The sequence below is a fragment of the Sinorhizobium fredii USDA 257 genome (assembly GCF_000265205.3).
Taxonomy (GTDB): Bacteria; Pseudomonadota; Alphaproteobacteria; order Rhizobiales; family Rhizobiaceae; genus Sinorhizobium; species Sinorhizobium fredii_B.
The window spans coordinates 2,951,084-2,974,865 of record NC_018000.1 but is presented as its reverse complement, the minus strand read 5'-3'; the positions used below and the strand labels follow the sequence as shown (position 1 = coordinate 2,974,865).

25 protein-coding genes and 5 pseudogenes are annotated in these 23,782 nt (G+C 58.3%); 11 read left to right on the top strand and 19 right to left on the bottom strand.

The window, feature by feature from the left end:
• Positions 1–30 precede the first annotated feature (30 nt).
• Together USDA257_RS13735 and USDA257_RS33020 are read right to left on the bottom strand one after the other, a co-directional pair.
• A complete protein-coding gene (locus USDA257_RS13735; RefSeq protein WP_041414205.1) occupies positions 31–822 on the bottom strand; it encodes a hypothetical protein in 792 nt (263 codons plus the stop codon).
• A gap of 11 nt (positions 823–833) precedes the next feature.
• Positions 834–2,726, bottom strand: coding sequence for an adenylate/guanylate cyclase domain-containing protein (locus USDA257_RS33020; protein WP_144051929.1), 1,893 nt, complete (start codon positions 2,724–2,726; stop codon positions 834–836).
• 245 nt (positions 2,727–2,971) lie between these two features.
• Between USDA257_RS33020 and USDA257_RS33215 the strand changes: the two genes are divergently transcribed.
• Positions 2,972–4,816: a caspase family protein gene (locus USDA257_RS33215; RefSeq protein WP_014763570.1), complete on the top strand. Its 1,845-nt coding sequence runs from the start codon at positions 2,972–2,974 to the stop codon at positions 4,814–4,816.
• 300 nt (positions 4,817–5,116) lie between these two features.
• Here USDA257_RS33215 and USDA257_RS13720 read toward each other — a convergent pair whose 3' ends face one another.
• The 9 genes and pseudogenes from USDA257_RS13720 to USDA257_RS36925 form a co-directional block, all read right to left on the bottom strand.
• The gene (locus USDA257_RS13720) at positions 5,117–5,554 is read right to left on the bottom strand and encodes a type II toxin-antitoxin system VapC family toxin (protein ID WP_014763569.1); all 438 of its coding nucleotides are present in this window, start codon (positions 5,552–5,554) and stop codon (positions 5,117–5,119) included.
• On the bottom strand, positions 5,551–5,820 hold the full coding sequence (locus tag USDA257_RS13715) for an antitoxin (protein ID WP_014763568.1): 270 nt from the start codon (positions 5,818–5,820) through the stop codon (positions 5,551–5,553). Before USDA257_RS13715 ends, USDA257_RS13720 begins: the two co-directional genes overlap by 4 nt.
• A 457-nt stretch (positions 5,821–6,277) precedes the next feature.
• A complete protein-coding gene (locus USDA257_RS13710; protein WP_014763567.1) occupies positions 6,278–6,796 on the bottom strand; it encodes an RES family NAD+ phosphorylase in 519 nt (172 codons plus the stop codon).
• Positions 6,793–7,182, bottom strand: a complete 390-nt coding sequence (locus USDA257_RS13705; protein ID WP_041414204.1) for an MbcA/ParS/Xre antitoxin family protein — start codon at positions 7,180–7,182, stop codon at positions 6,793–6,795. The genes USDA257_RS13710 and USDA257_RS13705 overlap by 4 nt, the downstream gene beginning before the upstream one ends.
• 78 nt (positions 7,183–7,260) lie before the next feature.
• Positions 7,261–7,774: pseudogene (locus USDA257_RS34060) on the bottom strand (HipA domain-containing protein); the annotation flags it as partial.
• Between the two features lie 437 nt (positions 7,775–8,211).
• Positions 8,212–8,394, bottom strand: coding sequence for a hypothetical protein (locus tag USDA257_RS37830; RefSeq protein ID WP_223843431.1), 183 nt, complete (start codon positions 8,392–8,394; stop codon positions 8,212–8,214).
• A gap of 243 nt (positions 8,395–8,637) precedes the next feature.
• Complete coding sequence (locus USDA257_RS13695) at positions 8,638–9,906, bottom strand: type II toxin-antitoxin system HipA family toxin (RefSeq protein WP_014763564.1); 1,269 nt, start codon at positions 9,904–9,906, stop codon at positions 8,638–8,640.
• Positions 9,903–10,133, bottom strand: a complete 231-nt coding sequence (locus tag USDA257_RS13690) for a type II toxin-antitoxin system Y4mF family antitoxin (RefSeq protein WP_014763563.1) — start codon at positions 10,131–10,133, stop codon at positions 9,903–9,905. The genes USDA257_RS13695 and USDA257_RS13690 overlap by 4 nt, the downstream gene beginning before the upstream one ends.
• Complete coding sequence (locus USDA257_RS36925; RefSeq protein ID WP_162531111.1) at positions 10,091–10,480, bottom strand: hypothetical protein; 390 nt, start codon at positions 10,478–10,480, stop codon at positions 10,091–10,093. Before USDA257_RS36925 ends, USDA257_RS13690 begins: the two co-directional genes overlap by 43 nt.
• Positions 10,481–11,461: 981 nt before the next feature.
• On the opposite strand from USDA257_RS36925, the gene USDA257_RS13685 reads away from it, so the two are divergent.
• The 6 genes and pseudogenes from USDA257_RS13685 (at position 11,462) to USDA257_RS37125 (ending at position 15,616) form a co-directional block, all read left to right on the top strand.
• Complete coding sequence (locus USDA257_RS13685) at positions 11,462–11,656, top strand: type II toxin-antitoxin system VapB family antitoxin (RefSeq protein WP_041414202.1); 195 nt, start codon at positions 11,462–11,464, stop codon at positions 11,654–11,656.
• Positions 11,653–12,036, top strand: a complete 384-nt coding sequence (locus USDA257_RS13680) for a type II toxin-antitoxin system VapC family toxin (RefSeq protein WP_041414201.1) — start codon at positions 11,653–11,655, stop codon at positions 12,034–12,036. Before USDA257_RS13685 ends, USDA257_RS13680 begins: the two co-directional genes overlap by 4 nt.
• A gap of 788 nt (positions 12,037–12,824) precedes the next feature.
• Positions 12,825–14,387, top strand: coding sequence for a S8 family peptidase (locus USDA257_RS13675; RefSeq protein ID WP_014763562.1), 1,563 nt, complete (start codon positions 12,825–12,827; stop codon positions 14,385–14,387).
• Positions 14,380–14,631, top strand: coding sequence for a hypothetical protein (locus tag USDA257_RS13670; RefSeq protein WP_014763561.1), 252 nt, complete (start codon positions 14,380–14,382; stop codon positions 14,629–14,631). Before USDA257_RS13675 ends, USDA257_RS13670 begins: the two co-directional genes overlap by 8 nt.
• A gap of 91 nt (positions 14,632–14,722) precedes the next feature.
• Positions 14,723–14,926: pseudogene (locus USDA257_RS34050) on the top strand (BA14K family protein); the annotation flags it as partial.
• A gap of 522 nt (positions 14,927–15,448) precedes the next feature.
• On the top strand, positions 15,449–15,616 hold the full coding sequence (locus USDA257_RS37125; RefSeq protein WP_014763559.1) for a hypothetical protein: 168 nt from the start codon (positions 15,449–15,451) through the stop codon (positions 15,614–15,616).
• Between the two features lie 18 nt (positions 15,617–15,634).
• On the opposite strand, the gene USDA257_RS33015 is transcribed toward USDA257_RS37125, so the two are convergent.
• From USDA257_RS33015 to USDA257_RS36610, 3 genes are all read right to left on the bottom strand, one after another.
• Positions 15,635–15,829, bottom strand: coding sequence for a hypothetical protein (locus tag USDA257_RS33015; protein ID WP_014763558.1), 195 nt, complete (start codon positions 15,827–15,829; stop codon positions 15,635–15,637).
• A gap of 104 nt (positions 15,830–15,933) precedes the next feature.
• Complete coding sequence (locus USDA257_RS33010) at positions 15,934–16,338, bottom strand: hypothetical protein (RefSeq protein WP_014763557.1); 405 nt, start codon at positions 16,336–16,338, stop codon at positions 15,934–15,936.
• A complete protein-coding gene (locus USDA257_RS36610) occupies positions 16,335–16,487 on the bottom strand; it encodes a hypothetical protein (protein ID WP_153297028.1) in 153 nt (50 codons plus the stop codon). The genes USDA257_RS33010 and USDA257_RS36610 overlap by 4 nt, the downstream gene beginning before the upstream one ends.
• A 192-nt stretch (positions 16,488–16,679) precedes the next feature.
• Between USDA257_RS36610 and USDA257_RS13660 the strand changes: the two genes are divergently transcribed.
• Positions 16,680–16,967, top strand: coding sequence for a hypothetical protein (locus tag USDA257_RS13660; RefSeq protein ID WP_014763556.1), 288 nt, complete (start codon positions 16,680–16,682; stop codon positions 16,965–16,967).
• Positions 16,968–17,182: 215 nt separating this feature from the next.
• Entirely contained in the window at positions 17,183–18,382 is a 1,200-nt protein-coding gene (locus tag USDA257_RS13655) for an IS256 family transposase (RefSeq protein WP_014763555.1), read from the top strand.
• 161 nt (positions 18,383–18,543) lie between these two features.
• Here USDA257_RS13655 and USDA257_RS38795 read toward each other — a convergent pair.
• The 5 genes and pseudogenes from USDA257_RS38795 to USDA257_RS13635 all read right to left on the bottom strand — a co-directional run.
• Positions 18,544–18,713: pseudogene (locus tag USDA257_RS38795) on the bottom strand (IS91 family transposase); the annotation flags it as partial.
• Between the two features lie 491 nt (positions 18,714–19,204).
• Positions 19,205–19,651, bottom strand: a pseudogene (locus tag USDA257_RS37825) (hypothetical protein).
• 11 nt (positions 19,652–19,662) lie between these two features.
• Positions 19,663–20,040 carry a hypothetical protein gene (locus USDA257_RS13645; protein WP_041414200.1) on the bottom strand — a complete coding sequence of 126 codons (378 nt, stop codon included), beginning with the start codon at positions 20,038–20,040 and terminating at the stop codon, positions 19,663–19,665.
• Positions 20,041–20,103: 63 nt separating this feature from the next.
• Positions 20,104–20,673, bottom strand: coding sequence for a hypothetical protein (locus USDA257_RS13640; protein WP_014763551.1), 570 nt, complete (start codon positions 20,671–20,673; stop codon positions 20,104–20,106).
• A 511-nt stretch (positions 20,674–21,184) separates the two neighbouring features.
• Positions 21,185–21,705 (bottom strand): annotated as a pseudogene (locus tag USDA257_RS13635) (ATP-dependent DNA ligase); the annotation flags it as partial.
• Positions 21,706–21,956: 251 nt separating this feature from the next.
• On the opposite strand from USDA257_RS13635, the gene USDA257_RS13630 reads away from it, so the two are divergent.
• Together USDA257_RS13630 and USDA257_RS37820 are read left to right on the top strand one after the other, a co-directional pair.
• Complete coding sequence (locus USDA257_RS13630) at positions 21,957–22,313, top strand: hypothetical protein (protein ID WP_041414199.1); 357 nt, start codon at positions 21,957–21,959, stop codon at positions 22,311–22,313.
• A gap of 1,032 nt (positions 22,314–23,345) precedes the next feature.
• Positions 23,346–23,495, top strand: a complete 150-nt coding sequence (locus USDA257_RS37820; RefSeq protein WP_014763546.1) for a hypothetical protein — start codon at positions 23,346–23,348, stop codon at positions 23,493–23,495.
• Positions 23,496–23,782 lie beyond the last annotated feature (287 nt).

Sequence of the window (23,782 nt, the reverse complement as noted above, 5' to 3'; positions counted from 1 at the left end):
GAAAAATGCGTGTTCGGCTCACTACAGTCGCTATTTTATTCCCCTCAATTGAAGTGCAAAGGCTATCGCCTGACGTCGGCAGCCATTGTTGAACATCCATAGGAGGACCTCGATGGGGTTCGCAAGATCAGCGCCCGCGGACGCTATTTTCACATCAATCTGCCCCCACTTCTCGTGGGTTTCGACAACAATCACATGTGTCCCAGGCGGAATGGGATCTCGTACGGCGTAGAGGAATTCACCTGCTTTCCACAACAGCCCGTCAATTCTCTTCTTATTACCAAACACCACGGAGAAGCTCATTTCCTTGGTAGCCTCGGACCGCGACAAGACAAGATGGTCATCTCGAACACACGCCGGTCCGGGTTCTTCGATCGACACCGCCCACGGGTTTTCGATAATCTTCCGTTCGGTCGCGATTGTTGAAGCCCGCGAACTTCCTAAGGCTTCGGTCCGCTTGCGTTCGTTCGTCAACAGACCTGCAATTGCGCCAAGTTTGGTTCTGCCCTCGCGGATGTCGGGCGCTTTGACGGATCCTTCGGCTTCCAAGTTCTCCTCAGTTACCATGTAAGCGGCGGGGCCGGATATGGAAGTAACGCTTCCATCTTCACCGAGCAAGGTCAGGGTTGTGCCCGCCGGAATTCTGATAGTATCTCCGGGCACAAAAAGCCTGCCCAGCAACAATTCTTTAGACTCTGGGTTCGCCGACACGATGACGTATTGGCTGCCTGCCGATGCGTTGTGCGCCAACCCAGAAAGGAAGGCGACCCCCAGCCAAAGAAAACTGCTTAGCAGCCGTCTGCGCGTGCTTATCTGCCACATTCCCAACAGCTCTAGTTACCAGTCAGGTGAATTTCCATTCCTTGGTTTCCACCAGCCAGCCGACCTTGATGAAAAAGGATCAGCCCATCCTGCGGGTAAGTCTGGGCGAGCATTTCGAATGCGTGCGATGCGGTGCTATCTCCGGCCGCAGCGAGCGCATAGGCTTTCGTGTACGCTGTAAATCGCGTGCGATTCTCCTGAGTATCTACCAAGGCCTCGCAAGCACTCACACCCTCTGTTTTGCCCTTGAGGTATAGAACACCAATCGGCCGAAGTAAAAATCCGGTCGTTCGTTTGGACACCGCGAGACTTATACAGTTTTTCGTGCCGACGAGTTTATTGGCACGCTCAAGTCTGGCCGCAATGTTCACGGTATCACCCACGGCCGTATAGTTGAAGAATCTGACGCCCCCGAAATTTCCAACAATGGCCGGCCCCGCATGCACGCCGATCCGTGTGCCGCCGAGCGCAAGGCCGCGCTTGGCCGTGTCGTCGTGGAGCTTCTGCCCGAGGCCTTCAATTGCAAGCGTGAGGGCAACCGCCCGATCCGCCTGGTCGTGCTGCTCTGCAGGAGCACCGAAGAACCCGACGACAGCGTCACCGACAATTTTGTCAATCGTGGCTCCGTGCTCGATGAATTGATCGCAGATCCGATCGAGGTATTCATTCAAGAGCGAGGCCACCTCTTCGGGCCCGACACTCTCGCTAAGTCCGGTGAAGCCCTCTAGATCCGTGAAGATGGAAGTGATCACGCGTCTTTCACCACCAAGCCGGAGTTCCCCGTGTTCGCGGACTATTTTCGTCACAACAGCTGGATTGACGTACTTTGCGAAGGCTCCTTCTACGAATTGACGTTCCTTCGAGTCGCGCCGCCATGCAAGAAACGAGACGAGACTGGAGAGGCCTACGACAATAAAGCTAGGTGCAACCAGCGGAATCAAGATCGCGAACCATGCGAACGCAAACCCGGCGCATACCCATACAACGGCAAGAGCGGCAGCAATCGCGATGGGCTTTTGGATTACCGCGATGGATCGCCATGAGATCCAAAGCGAAAAGGCGCAAGCTGCTACGAAGGGTGCAAATCCAATGATCTGCCCGGGTGTGTTGATCCTGTCGCCGGAAAGAATGCTTGCCAGCAAATGTGCGTGGATGATCACACCGGGCAAATCACCTTTGTCGGCGCCATTGAGCAAGGTGAACGGAGTGGGGTGACGATCCACTTGTGGGAGATCAAGTCCGAGCAGAACGAGCTTATTCTCAAACCAACTCGACGGAGCAAATTGGACCGCCTGCGCCGGATAAACGAGAAATCTAAACGGGGCGAAATTGCGGTCCCGGTAGTAAACCATCTCTCGGGAGCCCTGCCCGCTGTCGACACCTACGGCCTCGGCAATGGCAACCGGGAAGCTCGGGGCCCATTCACCGTCAATCGTCCTTCCCAAATGAGCCCCTCGAACAACCCGATCCAAGTTGTCGTGCAGCAGTGTTCCAAGGCCTTGAGTGGCCCGCGGAGAAAACGCTTTGAGATAATCGAGTTGCTCGGAACTGAGCCCGTCAAGTTTCGTACCCGATGCAAGAACGACAGGCGCCGGAAAGCTCTCCAAGACCGAGCGCAATCGCAGGTCCTTATCAGCTTCGGTCGGCTGATCGAACAGCAAGTCAATTCCAATCGCCCGCGGATTTCCAGATTGGATCCGGTTGAGAATATCGGTTAGCAGTCCCCTATCAATCGGTGAGCGGTACGGAAGGCGCGCCAACGTCTCCTCATTGATGGCCACTACTACAATACCTGGTTTGGGATTGGTGAAGGGTGATATCGAAATCATCATCATGTCGCGTAACAGGTTTTGCAATGGAGGCGAGAAGATTGCGGTCGCGACGGCCAGAAGTACAAGGTACATCAAGCACACTGCGCCCACGCCTAGCCCTTTATTCGCGATCAATCTTATTGCTCGCACGTGTAAACGGACCTCAAGATGGCGCAGCGCTTTTGCAACTGAAGGATACCGGCTCAATCTCACACAAACAATAACGTCACGGTGCCACTATCGGAGGAGAAGTGCTGCTTTTGACTGGTCCCGTCTAACCGGATCGTTCCTTTTCTCGACTATCAAGGTTTGATAAAATACCCGAGGGGGCTTCTGTCATGCGGTGGATCTGGATCTTCCTTGTCGTGCTGCTCGCGGGCATTTCCAGCGATGCGGTCGCGGAGAAGCGAGTCGCACTGATCATCGGAAACTCCGCTTATCAACACGCACCACAGCTAACCAATCCTGACAATGACGCCAGCGACATGGCATCGAAATTGACCGGTCTTGGCTTCGAGGTCTTCACTGGCCGCGATCTCGACCTGACCGAAATGCGTCGGTCAATCCGTGACTTTGTGGGAAAACTCGAAGGTGCGGACATGGCACTCTTCTTCTACGCCGGTCACGGAGTGCAGGTAAGCGGCGACAATTATTTGATCCCCATCGACGCGCGACTTACGTCGTATAACGACTTGGACTTTGAGGCGCTACCGATCGAGCTCGTGCTCTCGGCGATGGAGCGTAACGCGAGTGTCAATCTGGTGTTTCTGGATGCCTGCCGCGACAACCCGCTTGCCGAGACCCTGGCCCGTTCCATGGGAACACGATCTGCGGCCGTCGGCCGCGGATTAGCCAAGCTCGGTACCGGCCTTGGCTCGCTGATTGCTTTTGCTACGCAACCGGGAAATGTTGCACTCGATGGTATTGGTCGGAATTCTCCGTTTACGACAGCGTTGCTGAAACACCTCGGCACGCCTGGGCAGAGCATAACCGATGACCTAATCGCGGTGCGTCGCGCTGTCCTGGAGGCGACGGACGGCAAACAGGTGCCATGGGATAGTTCGTCGCTAACCGGTCCCGTCATCCTCAATCCTGACGCGCAGGAGAGTGGCAACTCTGGCCTTCTGGACACGGTGCCACCGTCGGATCGTTCGGTCGAACTCGCCTATTGGGACTCAATCAAAGACGCAAAGTCCAAGTCGTACTTCGAGACCTATATCAAGCGCTTCCCTGATGGGCTGTTCACGGACATTGCAAAGCTCAAGATCGAAGAAGTCGACGCCGCTACGCAGGCAGCGAAAGCTACTCGGCCGCAAGCGTCATCGGATTCCGCAGGAGGTGAGCTGCAAACTTTCCTCCAGCCTCCGGACCTTGGTTTGAAGCCTCTTGGAGACCCAGCGCCAACTCAGCCGCCCAAGAGTAGATCACGCGGTAAAGCTTCGAGAATCGCTGCCGCCCATGTCGGGCCCGATGCCGATCCACGGTTGGTGAAAGCTCTTCTCGCACTGAACGGTTATGAAATGACTTACGACTTCTTCGGAGGTCATCTCTACGTGGCTGTCCTCGCCCACACCAGCTGGACTAGATCCAAAGCTTTGGCCGAAGCTGCTGGCGGTCATCTGGTGACGCTTTCCACGAGAGAGGAGAACGCATTTGTCTACAAGCTCTTTTCGGAAGACAGCCGATTTGTTCGGATCGGTGAGCAAAAGGAAGGACCGTGGATAGGACTTTACCAGCCGCCGGGTTCAACGGAACCTGCCGGTGGATGGCAATGGGTAACCGGCGAGCCATTCCGTTACAAGAACTGGACCCGTGGGCAACCGAACAATTACGACCCCGATCATGATTCAGCGCTATTCCACAGCTACGGAAAGCTGGAACCAAAAGACGAACAGCGCCCACTGCGATGGGACGACAAGCCTGGCCGTCACGGCACTACCGGCTTTATCGTCGAGATTGAAGGTGATGCTCCAACGCTTAGCGCCGGCCTTGCCGTGGAAGCTCAAAGAGAACTGGCGCGCCTCGGGTGCCTTCTCGGAAAAGTCGACGGCAAGTGGGGTCTCGTCAGCCAAAACGCGTTGCGGGACTACGCCCGTCAGCAGGGCGTGCAGCTTTCGTCGCTCATTCCAACAGTAGAAATTCTTGCCCGCCTAAAGAGCACCCCCGACGCCGTATGCCGCTAGTCTTAGCCTGACCGTAGAGAAGCGCACGAAAGAAGATGGCAAGAGTGGAGTGGACGCCCTCCCCTCGCCTCACGGCCGCGCGCAAGGTCCACGGCTAGTTGCAATGCTGACCGCAGACGCCGATTTTTCCGATTGGTTGGAATGCAGTATCCCAAGGCATCCACATAAGAGATCCGCCCGAGTGCGATTAAGCCACCCGAAGGATGCTTGCCTGCAGCATACGCCGTCGATCATTCTGCCTTATTGGAATGCTCTAGTTGACCTGCGGTGTCGTGATTGTTCCCTTGATAATTGCCTGCCTTAATAGGAGGCGCCCTTTGTTTGCCTGGATGTTAAATCCAGCCAGTTTTCAATACGGAGATCACGAATGCGCGCAAACTCCCCGATATTCGCCGTCACGAGTACCGCTCCGACTGCACAAGCATGAGCAGCGATGAACAGGTCATTTGGGCCAATTGGTTTGCCAGCGGCTTCCAGTTCAGTCCGGATGCCGCCGTACTCGGCATCAGCAGGCACGTCGAGCGCGAGCACTTGCAAGCTTCCAAGAATGGCCTCGATCTGTGCCAGCAGCCTCGGGGATCCCTTCTTGGCGCATCCATAACGCAACTCTGCTGCTGTAATAATGCTGACGCAGATCGCATCCGGCCCAACCTCAGCGATACGTTCAGTGACAGCGCCCCTCGGGTTCCGTGCAAGCTCCGACACGATATTGGTGTCCAGCATATAGAGCCTGCTCAAAGATCGATTTCCTTCACCGGCAGCAGTGTGTCGTCAACATCGGGGAACTCATCTTCAGGTCCGAGCGGTTCTAAACCGGCCAGAACTTCCAGCAGGTTCTTACGCTGCATCGGCTCGATGATAAGCCGATCTCCGTCGCGGTGGATGATCACCCGATCGCCCGGAAACTCAAAGTCAGCCGGGATGCGTACAGCCTGACTCTTGTTATTTCGGAAGAGTTTAGCTTCCCTGGGAGGTTTAGGTTGGTTGTGGTGGAGTTGGGGCATGCCGGGCTCCTGTGCATATACACAGGCATATACATTCTAAGGAGGGTGATTTCAAGCTTCCCTTCTCGAAACTGCTTATTTCTGAACGTGTTTCCTACGATCCGCGCTGTCGTAAAATTATCTGGCCAACGCAGGCTAGGCTTCCGTCAAAACATGAAACGCTCGGAGTTACGCGGGGGCAAAGCCGGATCTCTGGCGGTTGGCGTTATCAGCTTCAGCGACTGAAAATAGGTGCGATATCGGCCAGCATTACAAGTCAGTAACAGCGGCATTGACGAACGTCAGCCGCTCGCAAACAGCAAGCAGAGCCCGGCAACCCTTGCGCGGGCTCTGCTCCAAATGGCTGCTGAAACAACCCATCCTCCTCAATGCACGATCAACTTGCCAGGGTGCCATGACGAACCATTAGAATTTTGGGGCAGTTTGTGACGGACCGTGAAAGCCGCGCACAAGGAAGTCAGCGCCAGGATAGTTGATCCTGGGGTAGCCGGCCGCTCGGGTCATTCACGTTCACCTGGCGCGGAAGATCCGGTCCCCATTTCCACAGAACGAGGTTCCGGTCATCCGCCTCAGCACGCGGCGCGAAACTTGGCACCAAGATACCGGCCGTCCCGCGCGCATCGAGGCGATCATAGATCGACCACGAGGCGGGACGCCTCCCCTCCGCAAGCGCTGTGGCCCAGCTACAAGCCATTTCCTCCATGGAGACGGAATGCGCGGCCCTCCCCTCCTCCGTTGTCAGGTCAAAGACGTTTTCACAATCGATATTGTAGGAGCACAGCACGCAGGGATCGATACGGTGCGCGAAGCCTTGGTTGGCCTCCTTGACAGCTGTCATGATGCTGAGCGCAAGGTAAAGCGCGGGCACGCCCTTCGGATTGAACCGCGCGCCTCTGATGGCGGCGCCATCGCCTGATGTCGGTTTGAAAGCCCAGCGTGGATCATGCGCTCGGTAGCACGTTCCCACAAACCTCAAGCAAAGCCACCGACGGCCATATGGTCGAGATAATCGCGAACGGCTGCGGCCTTGCCGTCCTTGACGAGCGCCTCGGCGGTGCGTCCGCCAAATGCCGGCAGAGGTTGGGCCCGGTACCAGGCCATTGCCTGTTCCTTGCCCCCGGCCCACTCGGTAACGCGACTGATGATCTCGAGCATCTCCCGAAGGCGGCTCTGCGTCTTTGCCCCACGGCTGCGTTCGGTTCGGTAAAGTGTTTCGCGTGCAAGCCCCGCGGTCGCGGCGAGCTGGCTTTTGGACATGCCAAAACCGTCTGCCACCTGCTCAACAGCGATCTTTCCACTCCGATCCATATAGGAGAGAACCAATGGTCCGTTCTCGCTACGAACTTTCTGCGCCTGAACCATTCTTGCTGTCTGCCATATTCGAAAACGCATTCTATGTGCAAAATGTATGGCACTGTTTGCTGTTTTGCAAGGCGCGCACGACGACATCGTCTTCAATATCGGCGTCATTGCCTGCACGTGCTCATCGATCCCCTCAAGGACCTTGGTGGGAACAATTTCAACGAAATAGCCACCAGTGCTGGTTGACCACCTCTACAGTTTCCACTCCGGCCTTCAGGATCGCCGGGAGCCTCGCGCGGTTGGCGAACGCTTTGAATGACCGCTCTCCGCCGAGCAAAAGCGCCATAGCGTCTGCGGGAAGATATGGCACCGTCGACAGCACGTCGCAAATTGGCACAAGGGCCGGCATGTTACAGCTCCATGATAGATTACCGACCAGTTCTTCAGGTGCATGTCGCCATTGCGGTAACAACGCTCAGTGCCAGCCGACGGACGAATTCGAGAGCCGCCGTAGGGGAAACGGCTACGCTAATGGCCGAGGCGATATCGCGCTACGCTACGCCCTCATATTTGCGCGAGGGATAGATGCCGAAGACTGAGCGAAATCCTCGATGGAAATTCGTTCATCTTTGCCTGCGCAATCGAAACGTTTGCTGTTGGCGCCATTGACGCTGCACCGGTGGCCGGTCGGGCGGACTGGCGCTTGCGGCCAAGCCCCGGGGGCGCAAATCGCGCTTGGCCACGATGGAGGTGCGCTTCCTATGCCTTCGAGCCTAAGTCTATTGTGCCCTGCTCGAGGGCAAGACCGAACGGCAGAAGACCCACGGGCTCGCTCGCCCACGCCGCCCGGGCCTGTGCCCACGTCGCAAAATAGTCATGCGCGGCGGATGGCTCGAGTTCGCGGCCACGAAGCGAGGCATTAGCCTCCTCGCCGAATGAAGCGCAAAATCGACCTGCGCCTGCTCGCCCGGCGGTGACCCGAAGCGAACTTCAGATCCGGCGGCCGAATGTCGCGCAAGAAGTCGGTCAGGGCCGTGTAGCCGCCGGAACAGCCGAGATCCTTGACCTCGCGGAAAAGCCGCCGCCCTGTCAGGCCGGGATAGGCCTCACCCGTTCGCGAAGATAGGCCGAAGCGACCTGATCCGCATCCATCAGCCAGCGGAAATTCTCCTTCTGCTCAATCCACGCGTGCCGCCATCCGGAGCGTCGGCCGCCGCCGCGCTCCAGGAAAGTCCTATCGATCAAGCCCCAGAACCGCATCGTCCTCGCCATCCACCGCCACAACCGCATGCAGATGGGTTGCCTGTCGAGCGCAGCACCGCCGGGTCCTGGATCGCCACAACATGCCGACCGAGGCAGAGCTGCGGCGTCACGGCATCAATCGCGCAGGAACCGCGTCAGCCGCATCTTTCCCGCACGGCTGCCACCAAGCGCCGCACCGGCAGCTTACGCCCGCCGGAAAATTCTTTCGTCCTGGCGTTCGAGTGAGTTGTTGGGGATTGATCCTCACTTCCCTCAGCCTTTCGCAGTCAATTTCGCTATCTTTGCCCGGTCTGATATCACGGCGGCGATCTCATTGATTGGCTTTCGATCAGGCGATGCATATACGAGATCGTCAACTACCTCGCCGATTAGCGTGTTTACATTGTCGCAAAGCTCGCTCAAGCGGCGGCGTAACAGCGGAAAGCCAATCCCCGCTTCTTTTGCGAAAACCTGCCACCCCCCTGCATCCATTTCGGCGAGCGTGGCGCGTTTCCCGATCCTCATCGCCATTTTCGCCGAAAGTTCTGAATAAACCACCGTCGAAAGCAAGTCGTAAAGCGGAGCGAGCCTCGGGCCCTGCCCGTCGTACAGGATGGAAAAGTTCTTTCCATGTGCATCGGCATTCCCAACGATCAAATTGAATATTGCCGCGTCCAACATTTTCAGCACATCGACGGCCGGCCTTGTTGAGACCCGCCGCAATAGTTCGAAGCAGTCCTTGAAGGTCGGTCCGCCTTCATTCGCATACTTCGTTTCAGGTGGCACGCCGAGCGCCTGGCAGAAATCCTCCTGGTGGATGCGTTGCACTGTGCCGCTGGCATCGCGCATGCGGTCAAACCTTTCGACCAAAAGAAACGAGCGCCCCTGCACGTATCTCGGTTCGACCGGTGCGACATCGAGCCCGATGGCGGCCGCAAGTCTCATCACCAAGGCTTCGTTTTCGGTTGTGGCGTTGAAGCGGGCGATTGGCGGTTTCAGGATATGCGTGGTAGCCTGACCAGGCAGCGGAAGTGCAATCTGACCACGAACCGAGACAACCGGCACTTTCGATTGCGCGCCGGCCAGCGACAGTCTGAGGCCCTCTTCACCGGCCAAAAGCGGCCGTGTCGGGAGCGCGTCCAGCACGCGAAGAATTCCGGTCTCGTCAAGAGGCGTCGGCTGCTGATTGCCAGTCGGCCCGATCTCTGCGGGCTCTTGGCCCTCAGGAAGTAGCTGCAATGCGCCGGCGACATCCCCGCCCAAACGATCAAGAAGCGCGTAGTCGTTCGCGGGCGAAACGCCCAATGCTTGCGCGGCGGCTGCCCGCTGGCTTTCCTCGGGAAGCAGGCCCCCGAAAAACGGCCGGCACTCTCGTCGCGAGAAGTGCTCCGATCGTTTAGGAAGGGATACGGACAACGGGAGCGTTCGGTCATCCTCAAGCCATGCCTGCGCATAGGCAAAGCCGATTTCTCCATGCCTATCTTGGGTGAATTGACCGACGACGCGGCCGTTCCACCAGACATTGAGGGCCTTGGTCGTCATTGTCTGCGTTCACCTGGGGCCAGGATTTCGATGGTGCAACCGAGCGTTTGTAGAACCTGCAGTACTTTTCCGAGTTGTGCTGTGGGCTTGCCGGCTTCAAGATCGACAATGAACCGAAGCCCCACGCCGGAAACGCCCGCGAGCTCGTCCTGCCGCAAGTTTTGCTCCCTGCGGGCACTTCGAACTAGGGCGCCAATGTCGGCTGGACTTCTGACTTGTTTTGCCATGAAATTTCCCGATCGGGAAAGTAGCAGCGAAGTTGCCTCTTGTCCAGAGAGATTTTCCCGATCGGGAAAATAGGAGAATTAAGACGCAGGAAACTGATCGAATTTCCCGCTCGGTAAATAGAGAAATCTAATGACGGATTTCGATCGGGAATGCGGCCTTCTGGTGCAACGCTGGACCGAGTGGATTCATTCGTAACAATCGGCAACGTATCGGAGTCCCGGCGGTTGTCATGTCCGATCGCGACGAGCCCGGGGGAGATGGCCCGAGCATCAGAGGCCGGCGTGAGAGGCTTCCTGCCGAACAGTATTGCTCCGGCACTCGCGCTGAAGGCTCTTACTTTCATCATGAACTTCTTTCCGCCATCCGTGCTGCAACCGATTTCGCGACGTAATCGGCACACACTCTCCGCGCATGGCTCGGATTTCCCTGGCAAGCCAAGCAGAGGCTCCACTATGCCATCGGGCCGAACTGCGCGTGGAGCATGCAGCGGCTCTTATCCGCCCCTGCGGGTGCTTGCACGTTCCGCGGGTCAGGATTGCGCCAGGCGGCTGGAGGCCGTGGCCTAATTAGCCAGGATGGAAGCCGGCGGACCGTACAGCACCTGGAAGGCGGCATTGTCCAGTCGCTGAAAGTCCGGGACCGGGGATTTAGTGCAGGCCCCCGACTCGATCGTGGTCCTCCAGGGCACTCAGGCGGCCGCGGCGAACGAACTGCTTCTGCAGTAGTCGAGAACCCTTACGGCAACCCGGCTGCGTTTGCTTGCGGAACAGGCGGGCAACGATGCGGTCCTCGTCCCCAACGAAATGCTGGCGAGGACGATCCTGGGCTGCGCGAGGTCGTTGAGGGGCAGATCTCGATCTATCCGATGACCGCTCCGAGTTAAACGCAACAAACGCTCGGAGCTAGCCCTGGTGGGAGCGTTGGGCAGTAAATCAACTCCGGCGCCCGCCCCAGAACCCGCGCCTCCAGTTCGCAGAAAAGAAGTCTGAAATCCGGACAGATGCCCAATCGGCGGCGGCTATGTCCCCGGTGAGATCGAACCGGCGTCGGGACATCGAGGCAGTATCAAGGATCCATAGCGGGCGGCGCCCGTTTCCTGATGTAGCTCAATCTGCGCTCTGACCATCGCGTCGGATCAGAGCATTCCTGTAGCCACCTAAGAGAGATTCTTCTTTCGTCTCTCGGGACGCTCGGCTCCAATCTTGTCTCTGATCTATGCGTGATGTTCACTTCCGCATGGGCCAGACATCAATGAGGCTATCGCTGAGCAGGCGTTGAGAACGGCACCAGTTGGTGTTATTTCTGATGCAAGCGAAGGAGGCAACACATGCGCTCAACCATCAACATAGACGACAGCCTCATGGAGAAGGCTAAGGCGCTGACCGGCACGAAAGAAACCGCCGCGGTCGTCCGTCAGGCGCTGGAAACACTGGTTCGCATGGAAGCAGGCAAGCGTCTGATTGCCTTGGGCGGAACGATGCCCAACGCGGAGGCTGGTCCGCGGAGGCGGAGCGAAAAGTGAGACTGGCCGATACAGGAATTTGGATTGACCACTTCCGCCAAGCTGACCCGCAGCTAATCCAAACGATCGAAAACGATATGTTGCTTTGCCATCCCGCCATCGTTGGCGAACTTGCCTTGGGCAGTTTAAAGAACCGCATGGTCACGCTCGGGTTCTTGGCCGTACAGCGGGAGGTCATCGTCGCCACGCACGATGAAGTCATGTCGATGATCAACGAGTACCAACTTTACAGCATGGGCATAGGCTACACGGACGCCCACCTGCTCGCGTCAACCTTAATAGACAGCCGAGCCGAGTTGTGGACACGAGACAAGCGGCTGCGCAGGGTCGCGGAGAAAGCATACGCGCGGGTCGTATCTGACGACACTGCAAGAAACTAAATCCGCTTGAGCACTCGCTCCGCACGAAGGTCTCCGCGCCAGCGTCTTGGTAACTCGTGCCAGTCACAAGCGCGCAGCCCATCGGCCCCTCGCTTCATAATCGGAGCGAACGCGGATTGACGAGCACCGTCTCACCGGCTTTCACTCGTCGGCGGCGCTTCGCTATCTTCTGGCTTGATCGAATGCGGTATCGGGACGGCGGAGTAAATAGCGGGCGCCCGCCGTGTGGTGCGCTCCAGGTGCGCGCCAATCATCGCCCGTATCCAAGCATTCGTGTCAGGTCGGTACCTGAGTTGCGGGACAATAGGATCAGTGGCCATTCGACCTTGTTCTAGATTGCGAGCAAGTTCATCGAGGTTGGCGAGCAGATCCGCCCAAATGCGTTTACAATCTAAACCCGGTCGCGTCGCCACAAGTGGTGGGCTGGGCGGCAGCGAAGCCGCTCGCGGGCGCTCTCTCGACAGCGCCGTAGCGAGCGAGCGACGTCGCGGTGGTGATCAAAGTTTCCCGGTAGGTCGGGTTTTGTAGCCCTTTGAAATCCACTCTGAATTGCGTAAACTAATCGGCGCTATCTGAAGTAACGACTTTCCAGCATCCACGACGAACACGCCGCGAACGGCGGTAATCGATCCAGTACCAATGGCGACTGGGCGCTCGCTAAGCGCAGCCAACTCGTTGCTCGAACCTGAAACTAATGCTTCGAAATCGGAGCGGCAGACGCCGAGTACGGTGCAATACCCAGCATCGCAGGAAATTGTCTCAAGAGACTTATTCGGAGGATTGCACCGATGGGACCACTATTCAGGAACGCGGGGCTCCCGACCTACCATGAAGCGATGTTGTTTGTCCGCATGAAGCCGCAGCCGCACCAGCCAAACTTCGAAGCGACCTTTGCGGCCGCCCGCACACCCCTGAGCAGCGGTCTCCACGCATTGTCCTTTTACGAGCGAGCAGGGATGGTGAAACGCGTGACACCTTTGTCGCGGGAGTCGCCACACTACGCCAGTCGAATGCTGGTCCGGCCAAACCGTGACTCCGGCGCCCAAGCGGAATTGGTGGGGATCCCAGGCAATGAGGCGGAAGGATGGTCGGCAACGGCCCTGAACATGAACGCCGCCATCGATGAACGAACACCGGGCGGAGCAACCAGCCTGGTCGAGTTGGTCAGTGACGTCGATTTACGCCAGCTTCAATTGGCTCTCGCCGGAGATCCGACGGTTGCATCCGTGTCCCGGGTGCCGCTGCGCTACCTGGTGGCGAGATCGCCGCGAAAAACCACCGGGTCCACCTCCAGGAAATCGTCGCCCGGCGGTCGTGGCCGAATTGCCGCGCTACCGCTGCCTGCTCATACGTTGTGGAATCTCCGCAAAATCAAGTGGGATGAAGCGCGCAATCTAAGCGGCTTCGATGACGCCAGCAGGGTCAAGGTCGCGGTGCTCGACACGGGCATTGATATTGATCACCCTGACCTCAAGGACCAAATCGGTGGATACGTATATGAGCATCCGGACCTTCCTGCAGCGAGCTCTGCACAGGATCTTGTCGGACATGGAACCCATGTAGCAGGGACCATTGCGGCAACGATCAACAATGATCTCGGGATCAATGGAATATCAAGAGCCAGGATCCACGCCTGGAAGATTTTCGATGATCGCCCCGACCTTCTGACCTATCCTGATGGCACGGCGGAGTTCGCCTATTTCGTCGACCCGGTGATGTATTTGCGTGCACTGCTCGACTGCGCAGATGCGGGTATTGACGTTATCAATCTCTCGATCGGCGGTGGGGGCGCGCCCGACCCGACGGAGAGTGCGGCATTCGAGGCACTGCTTGCGAATGGAACGACGATCGTTGCGGCGATGGGAAACGAAAGGCGCGAAGGCAGCCCGATCTCCTATCCGGCAGCCACACCCGGCGTCATCGCCGTGGGCGCGACAAACCTTCAGGACCGGATAACGAATTTTTCGAGCCGCGGCAACCACATAACTATCGCAGCGCCCGGTGACGCGATCTGGTCGACGCTGCCGACCTATCCTGGTCAATTGCGTTGGAAAGCGGAAAGAAGTCCCGACGGGCGCTGGAGGCAGGGAAAGGCCGACATACGCGAGACCGATTATGATGCCTGGCCCGGAACATCAATGGCATCTCCCCATGTGGCTGCGGCTGCGGCGCTCTATATCGCAAATGGTGGCGCGAGAGACCCGGCAGTGATCCGAAGTGCGTTGGCTTCAAGCGCCGACAAGGTCGCCGCCATGAGCGGCCAAGACTTTACCCCGGATTTCGGCTATGGTCGTTTGAACTTGGAGCAGCTGATCGGCAGCATAGCGACCAGGAATTCAGACAATGACTGACATCATGTTTACGATCCGGGCCGGCGTGAGCGTCGAAGAACGTGAACGGCTATTGACTAAGATTCAAGCTATTCCAGGTGTCGAGCTCGCGGCTCCGGTGAAGCGCGACAGCAGCAGCGAGACTTTGCGGCGGATCCATTTCGCTCGTTTAAGGAGACATTCCGAGGCGACTGGCTGCCTGTCCGTGATCAGAGAGATGCCGGAGGTGGAAGAAGCGAACATACCAGCTCGACGGAGAATATAATTTCGTTGTGTCCGGCGTGGTGAAACGCGGCGGCGCAAACGGAACTTGAGGGCGGCTGCCTGAACTGGTGCGTTCGACATCAAATCCCCTCGGAGCCGGACTGGCCATCGCCGGAGCAATCGCCTCGCCCCCGCGCAGGGTCTATTCGGACGCTAGTTCGGCCCATGTCGAATGGTGCTACGCGAGCTATCGTTCGTATCGAGCCTACGACAACACGTTCCAGCCCTATTATGGGCCGCGCCAGGAGTGCATTTCGCCGTACTATTTGATCCGGGCGCAGTCGATCCAGCTCTAACTGGACTAAATTGGTTCCTGATTCAAGCGACCACCCGACAATCGCGGGCTATGCGCGAGGGTGGTCGCCTTCGTTCGGAGCGATTGAAAGCGGACCGCCGGCCGCGTGTTCGTCTCATTTCAGGCAAACGAACTCCCCAAATCCCAACCTGATATCTCCAGCATCCCCGCAAGCGACGGATTCACTAGCCTATTTGGGCGGCGCCCCTAATCCTTGACTGCAGCCTGCGCTGTGAGACCCTACGACCTCTCGTTGTAGTGCGTAGGAGGCAGGCAGTGAAGATCAGAGGGCCGAAGAGGAAACTTCGCGGAAACGTGCAAATAGTAAGGTGGCGCCCAGCACCTCCCTGATGAAGGCTTCAGCGCCATTGGGCGTGGCGTCCATGGTCCTTGTTTCTCCTATCGCGGGAAGTGGACTCACGAGGGGTGTCCGGCGACCTTCGAGGCGTGGCTCGTAAGCAAGGGCGTCATCTCGAGTAGTGGCCGAGGGAACGGCCATTAACGCGCTGAAAGTCAAGCTCTGATGACCTTCGATGATGACGTTGAGGCCGCGATCACTGCCGCCTGCGAAGAACTGGAGATGACGCGAGAAGAAGTGATCCATCTCATCCTTCGAGAGTGGCTGGAGCAGTACGGCTTTCTGCCGGTCCATGAGTTGGATGAAGGGAGCGAGACGGAGGGGAGCGCATAGCATGAGCGGTTTTACCTTCTATGCCGCCTTTACAGGAATCTGTCGCCGCTTCTTGCATTTCCTGAACCAGGTGATGGCGAGCGCCTTCCAGATGGCTATCTTGTGTGTAACAGCCAAGAGTTTCGCTTCCTCTTCCGCAGTGTGAAGCAGGTCGACAATAGCTTCGGTCAGGTCCTCAGGATTGAATTTCTCCGCGTATTCAGGATCCGTCATGAGCAACTCGACGGGCTTGATTTGGGGAGCTGTGAGCGGACCCCTCTCCGCATTTGCGAGCACTTCAAGAATCTGACGGGAGAGGATGGGCCCTCTTCGGTTTACTAGGGCTTCGATCGAGGTAATCGCAATCGTTTGTCTGGAATTGGTGGAACTGTAGGAGCCGGCCGCTTCAGAACCGTGACGCCAGCACGCTGGCACACGAGCTCGAGCGTCTGGGCGTCTTCATCTGCGGCGGCAAGGGCAGCCTGATGGAGCTGCAACTTAGTCACGCCGAGACGCTCAGTGTTCTGGCCAATGAAAGCCTTGGCCTGGGCGACGGTATCCTCTGCCTCAACGATCATGACGGGAATCCTGGAAACATGCGGGTTGCTCGCCGCTGCTATTGCTGTGTGCTGGCCAACAAGCACTTTCAGCACAGTCTCGCCGCCTTGCTCTGCATAATTGCAGATCGGCGGCTTGAACTTTGCCCAATCGAAACTCTCTATGATACGGCGAATTTGCCTCATGTCTTTTCGCTGATCTCACGCTGATAGGCCGGATCAACAAATAGGTCGCACGGAGTGACGGTCTTGCAAATCGGCATGCCAGTAGGAGGTTGTTGCGGTTCGATTCCGGCAATGCTGATCGGTGAAATTGGGCAGATATTGTCTTGCATAGCCTTTCCCTCGCTCTGATGAGGGAGTTTGTAGGTGCGCCATCTCTGGCGGGTCTACCAAGCCGGAGATTTTACCGTTTCCGGATAAATAAGCTCCACAGGGGCGCCTATTTTCGTGCAGTTTCACCTGAAGCCTGGCGTATTCTGGGACGGGTGTTGACTTAAGCCGAGGACAAAAGGAGCCTCCCGGTAATGAGCCTCACAACCGAGTTCATCGCCGAGCTGATCAAAGCTACGAATGAGGCAGACCGGCTAAGCCCGTTCGATATAAAGCGGCTGCTCAACCGCTCGAGCGCCACGATATGCGACATGCTCGAGATCGGCATTCAAGGCAGCAACCGCAGGAAAGACGTGCTGACCGATCTACCAGTCGCGGCGGAGCGCGCTAATAGGCCATCCGCGGCCGAGACTAGAGACGCCTTTCTCGACGCGGCCGCCATCATCACGACGTTGAAGATTGTGCTGGATGGAAAGGACTAAAAAAGTCGCCATGCCGATCATTATTTGATTAGACGTACCGGACTTGCGGAATCAGACCTGGTTGTGTCCCGTCGAGTGGTGTAACTCGGCGGTAGCGAAGCCGCTCGGGAGCGCGCCCTCAACAGCGCTGTAGCGAGCGAGCGGCTAGCAGCGGTCATCGATGTTCCCCGGTAGGGTCGGGTTGCTCACACCAACCTGATTCGAAGGAAGCACCGATGACCGATGCCATGATGAACCTGCGCATGCTCGTGGAGAAGACCCCCGACGCCGATATTCTGCGCGAGATGATCGGCTTTGCCGCTGAACGGCTGATGGAGATGGAGGTGGGTGCCTCCACCGGCGCCGGCTATGGCGAGAAGAACCCGTTGCGCACGGCCCAGCGCAACGGATATCGCGACCGGGACTGGGAGACGCGAGCCGGCACCGTCGAGCTGCGCATCCCCAAGCTCAGGAAAGGCACCTACTTCCCTTCGTTCCTGGAGCCGCGGCGCATGGCTGAGAAGGCGCTGACGGCGGTGATCCAGGAGGCTTACATTCAGGGCATCTCGACCCGCTCGGTCGACGACCTGGTCAAGGCCATGGGCATGAGCGGCGTCTCCAAGAGCCAGGTCAGCCGGCTCTGCGAGGAGATCGACGGCAAGGTGAAGGCCTTTCTCGACCGGCCGATCGAGGGCGACTGGCCATATCTGTGGGTCGATGCCACCTACCTGAAGGTGCGCCGCGGCGGCCGCATCGTCTCCGTCGCTGTGATCATCGCCGTCGGCGTCAACACGGACGGCCGGCGCGAGGTGCTGGGCATGGAGGTCGGCACATCGGAAGCCGAGCCGATCTGGACAGAGTTCCTGCGCAAGCTAACTCGGCGTGGCCTGCGCGGCGTCAGGCTCGTCGTTTCCGATGCCCACGAAGGCATCAAGGCGGCGGTTTCCAAAGTTCTGTGCGCCACCTGGCAGCGCTGCAGGGTTCATTTCGCTCGCAACGTGCTGGCGCATGCCGGAAAGAGTGGCCGTCGTGTCGTGTCGGCCTTCATTGCCACCGCCTTCGCCCAGGAGACGGCAGAGGCGGCAAGCCTGCAATGGCGCGCCGTCGCCGACCAGATCCGCCCGAAAGTGCCGAAGCTCGCCGCCATCATGGACGAGGCCGAGCACGACGTCCTCGCCTACATGAGCTTCCCCAAGGAGCACCGCGTCAAGCTACACTCGATCAATCCGATCGAGCGACTCAATGGCGAGATCAAGCGGCGCACCGACGTCGTTGGCATCTTTCCCAACGACGATGCCATCGTCCGCCTCGTCGGCGCATTGCTGCTTGAACAAAATGACGAGTGGGCCGTGCAGCGGGCTCGCTACATGACACTGGAAACTATTAGCCAGATGAGTGATGATCCGCTCATCAGCCTGCCGGCAGTGGCACGCTGATCAGTCCGGCCTACGCCGGAGAGCACGGCGACCAAAGCCGTCAGTTACACCACTCCAGTGGGCACGATCCTCTTGCGATGCTCAACGCTATTGCGCGCAGAGCGATGCAATCACGGAATGCGGCGTGTTTATCGGCTTTGGCCAATGTGACGGGCACCCTGTCATGCGGCCTGCTTTCTCGGTGGTGCCGGGATCTGGGTTTCTGACCGCGTCGGAAGATCTCGATGATGCGCATCCGGCCGCCGCAGTCGGGGCATGGCTCTCTCAGGGTGAGCGGGATCGCCTCAGCGCTTGGCGGATCATCTTGTTTGGCCGTTTCCGCTCCAAGCAGAGCTAAAAAAGCTCACCTTACCTTTCAAGCGACCGGCTCGAATTTGAGACCGAGTGGATTATTATTCGAGATCAGTGACTTGCTTTCCAACCAGGCCATCAGGCGAGAAATATTCCAATCAGTGACGCCACGGCAAGGGCGATCGCGGCAACAAGCGCGATGGACATCATGGTACGCTGGTCAGCACTCGTCGCATTTCCTCCACTTTCTTATCTGACGTAACGCCGCTTCCTGTGGAAGTGGTTTTCGGGGAACACCGCAGTCGTCGGGTTCGCGTGGTCGGTCATGGCTACGGGCCACAGCTCGTCAAACTCGACACGGTATCGATCGCGCATGCGTTCCCATTCTCCACCGCCGTATGCCCTGCCGATTTCAAGGCCATTTCCTTCCCTATTCCCGCATTTGCTGCATCTAAGCAGCGGCCGAAGTCCATTCAGGGGACGTCATGGCCACCGATCGGTTCGGCGGCGCCAAAGCGGTAGATGCCGCAGTCACTCTTGCTGCGGTAAGGGAAGCAGGATTTTCGTCTTGCTCTTGGTCGGCTTCTGGCCGGGGACATGCGACATGGACTTCGTCCGGCTCTGCAGTCCGTCGTCCGTAACCTTGGTCTTGGTCTGTGACTTGCTGAATGTGCCTTTATCGATGGCCTGAGCCTTTGACTGACCCTGCTATTGGGAGGGATTCTCGTTTATCTTCGTCCGGTTCTTTGCCTTTCCCTCTGCCGTTGCGGCGCTTCCACCGACGCCGATCGACGACGTGGTTCCGCCATCGGTTCTGCATGTGCCCGCGGTTCCGATCGTGCTGGCCGAGGTGCCCCCGGCTGCGGCGCTTCCGCCCGTCCCGACGGTTCCAGCCGCAGCGCACTCTTGCGCTTCAATCGGCGCGGAAATTGCCGTTGCTGCCGCGACGGCAACAGCGAATATCGCTCCTCGACTCATGACAGCTCCTTTCATTTCTCGAGCTTGATGATTGCGCAGGTCCCATCCGAACGGCGCGTGATCGTCGTCCCGTCTGGGCGGGTCACGCTCGCGGTGGCAAAGCTCTCGCCACCGGAGGATCCGCTCGTCACCGAGGATCCGGCGCTGGTGGTGGCAGACCCACCGCTCGCTGTTGTGCCGCCGCCTACCGTCGTGGACGAAGATACGCTGCCGGACCCGACTGTAACTGACGTGGAAGCGCCGCTCCGATTCGACGATTCTTGTTCGATGATCATGCACGTCGAACCGTCATCAAGTTTGATTTCTTCCGCTTCCGCACGGTTGGGAGCAGCCATTGTGGTCGCGATCATTGCCGCGGCAATCGGGAGTGCAAATGGATTGGAGGTCATCGGGTCTCCTCCTCGTTCGAAAAGCCGGCTTCGGAGGGCGCTCCGAAGCCAGCCGATTTAAGATCAACAGGACGGCCTGTTTCCCTTCGAGCCGTCCTTCTTGGCCAGGCCAGGAGGACAATCCTTGTTGCTCTCGTCATCCTGGGCGGCGTCCCGGGCACTGTTTTCATCTCTCTTGACGCTGCCGGTGGTCTCGCCCGATGTGGAGGCGCCCGCCCCCAGGGTGGAAGACGATCCTGCGTCACCCGACCCGGCGGCTGAACCACCGGTCCCGACAGAGCTGCTGGAGCTTCCGCCGCCTGCCGAAGAGCCGCCGGTACCAAGGGTCGAAGCGGAACCACTACCGGAACCGGCGGCCGAGCCTCCCGTACCGACGGAACTGCTCGACGTGCCGCCGCCGGCCGAAGAACCGCCCGTTCCGAGGGTCGATGCCGAGCCGGATTGGCAATCGCTGGTGTTCGGATCGCAATTGCCGCCAGCCGAGCTCCCGCCTGTTCCGACGGTGCTGCTTGAGGTGCCGCCGCCCGCACTGGTGCCGCCGGTACCGACGGTCGTGCTCGATTGCGCGAATGCGCCCAGCGTCGTGCCCGCGAGAAGGCCTGCCGCGAGGGCCGTCCTGATGAAATACCGCATTCGAAGTTCCTTTCCTCACATTGATGTCCATGTGGCTGCAACCTGCCTACCAATCCAGACCAGCATGACGTGTTCCGGGCTGGGACTTCAGACTGAAGGCGCGCCTGCGCAAAGTCTGGAAGCGTAACGGACCTTCGTCCGATCGGCGCGCGCATATTGATTGTGGTCGCACTTGGCGCGGCGCCGCGTCGAACGGGGATCTGCGCGAGCTAGCGAGCCGCAGATGACTGGTGTCGCGATCCGGATTAATGGTGTCCTGTTCAGGGATCAGATCGATTTCCGCGTCTACGGCGCATAGCCCTTTCTCCTTATTGTCGGGGCTTTCCTATCAAGATCGTCGTTTTGCCGTCCCTGTTTTCACACTTCTTGCATCGCATTCGCCCTTCGAGGCGAAGAATTCTCTGGCCTTTGCCGAAGCCGCGTGGCAAGCGCCTGTCGATGTCACCGCAGCGTCGGCACTTGCATAGAACGTCGCACCATTCGGGAAGATTCGCGAAAGTGATCTCGTCAGAAACTCGTCGCCGTCTGCCTCAACCTGTTCAGACAAGCGAATGGCGCCCTCACGGCCTGCAACAAGTGGCTCCAACTTGCATCGGCGCTCCCGCTGCGGCAGTCGGCGCAGGTCGCGGCCATTAAGATAGAGGAGATCAAAGGCAAAAAGGATGATTTCGCCGGGCTCATGCGCGGACGGACGGCGGCCGAGGGCGCGCTGCAGCATGCCGAAATCGGATCGGCCCTGCTTGTCGAGAATGACCGGCTCGCTATCAAGTATAGCCGTCGTGAGCGGGAGCTGCCGCCGCCTCGGCGACGATTGGCGGAAAGCGGTTCCTCCAGTCGTACCCACCCCGTGCGATGATGCGGATCCTGTCAGGTTCGATATGAAGCGCCAACCGATAGCCATCCCATTTCACCTCGAAGGCCCATTCCGGCCCTTTGGCGGCTTGTCGACGAGCATCGCGACGCAGGGATCGACGCGCGCCGGCATGGGTCTGGCGGAGGCGTATCAGGCGGCTTTTTTGATGAAGCTCTGGCCGTGCGCTTATTAACGCACGGATCCGCCGAAACGCCGCATTGTCGTGTGACCGGCTCGTCGACCCAGACCCAACAAGCCTATCAGGCTAGTCAGAACGGCTTACTGGACAACTTCACCTACTCTGTCACGATCAAGACCGCAAAAGACGGGTTCTGAAACCCCTCCACGGATGCTCTTGTGTCACTGCTTACCCGGGATGTGCCGTTTTTCCCACCTTTCGACAGATCTGGTGCTCGGAAAGGAAAGCCTTATGAACCACTTCGATCCAGCGAGCTTCTCTCGAAAAGCTGGCGCTGCAGAAATGGCATTCGATGCCGTCCGAGGTCTGCTGGGTATCTTTAAGGATGCAAAAGATCTGTTACCCGAGGACAAACGGGAGGCTGCAGCCTTGGCCATAGAGAGCAGCACCAAACAGCTGGCAGTCGCGGAAGCAGAAGTGGCGAGGGTTATGGGATACGAGCTTTGCCACTGCGCGTTTCCTCCCACCATCATGCTAGCTGTTGGCTATCAATCGAGTACCGGACGAAGGATCTATGAGTGCTCCAAGTGCGAATACAACACCGCAGGGCCTAATCAGTTCACGCGCCTCCGGTATGTGACTAAGTGAAAAGGCTTCGAGCCTCTGTGAAAGAAAAGGCCCCTCGCTGATTCCGACCAGAGCCCGAGCGTTCGACTTCACAGGCGAATCAAATCTCGCGCGGTTCGTTCGGATGCAAGCACCGCCCGCAGAGTGTTAGACTCTTTTTACTGCGACAATTCAGCTTCGCAATCGGCTCGCCAGTTTTTTTGCCAAGAGTTTGATCGGGCGAAGGGCGGTGGCCCCGGCTGATCTCGTGTTGGAACGTTTCTACAATTTCTGGGTTAGTAGGTCGTCGCCTCCTTGGGCGATGACCATATCGAGAGACAGAGCAGTGTCCGCAATCCTATCTCCGTCGGACACTGCTCACTTCTCTGCTAGCAGGAACGTCCAGATTGTGCCCCCGCATGTGTGGGACCGAGCCGGACGCCTAGAACGACCGCCTAAACCAGATCGCTATCGTGTAGCCGTCTCCTCTCACAACAGCTGGTCTCGCTCTGGTTTGCCCTTTGCACGCCTGCGTTCGTCTAGCAGGTTGAGCAACTCGTTTAGATTGTCCGCAGCGTATAGCTGCAAGCCAGTCTGCAGCACCCCCTCCCAACGTGCTGGCATTCCAGTGAAGCGGTCAATCACGCTCCAAAGTCCGTTGCCCTCATCCTTCAATTCATATCGCTGGGCCATAGCAGCATTTTAGCGCACCCTTAAATGCCGCGCTAGGACACCGTGATCTATTGGGAGGGTTATCGAGCGGGTGGTTTTTTTGATGAGGTTTTTTCCCATGCGCCAATTAACGCACAGCAACGATGAACCGCCGCGTTGACTTGGCGACGTCCAGAAACATATTGAGGGCATACGGCGCGTGCGGGCGCCTTTCACGACATGCGGGATATCGACACCTCGACAGAGGAGGATTCCGCATGCCGGAAAAGCCGAAAACGCTCGCCGAATTCAAGCTGCCTCACATGGCGCTGACGTGCAATCAGTTGCCGCAAGGGCCAATAAAATGTCGCCCGCCTGCTCGAGAGGCTCGGTCCGGAAACTACCATCCGCGATTTCATTGCCATGATTGGCGGCACCTGCCACCGCTGGCCGAATCCGAGAGAGCGTCAGGGCTGCGGCCTCGGCTGCGACGACCTGGTCTACATGTTCATGGCCAAGCCGGCGACCGACGGCTATGCCGAGAGCGTGCAGCAGCAACTCACCACCCGGTGAGATGGCGTGCGTTGCAGAAGCGCGGCAGATGCTCGGTTGAACACCTGACGATCCGTCGGCATTCGCAAGGCGGCGGGAAACACATCGGCGCCAGCAGGACAGGGCAACGTGCCGAGCCGCACTGATTCTGCTTCAAGCACCAGCCGAAATGGAAGTCCCGCAACGCGGCGACGTCGCTGCTCCACGTAGATTAATTTCCGGAGGAACAGACTGCTCGTTCAGGCAAAATTGCCGTATGTAAATGCTACCTGTAGTATGGTAGCGTGCCGGCGCTCAACCTTAACTCA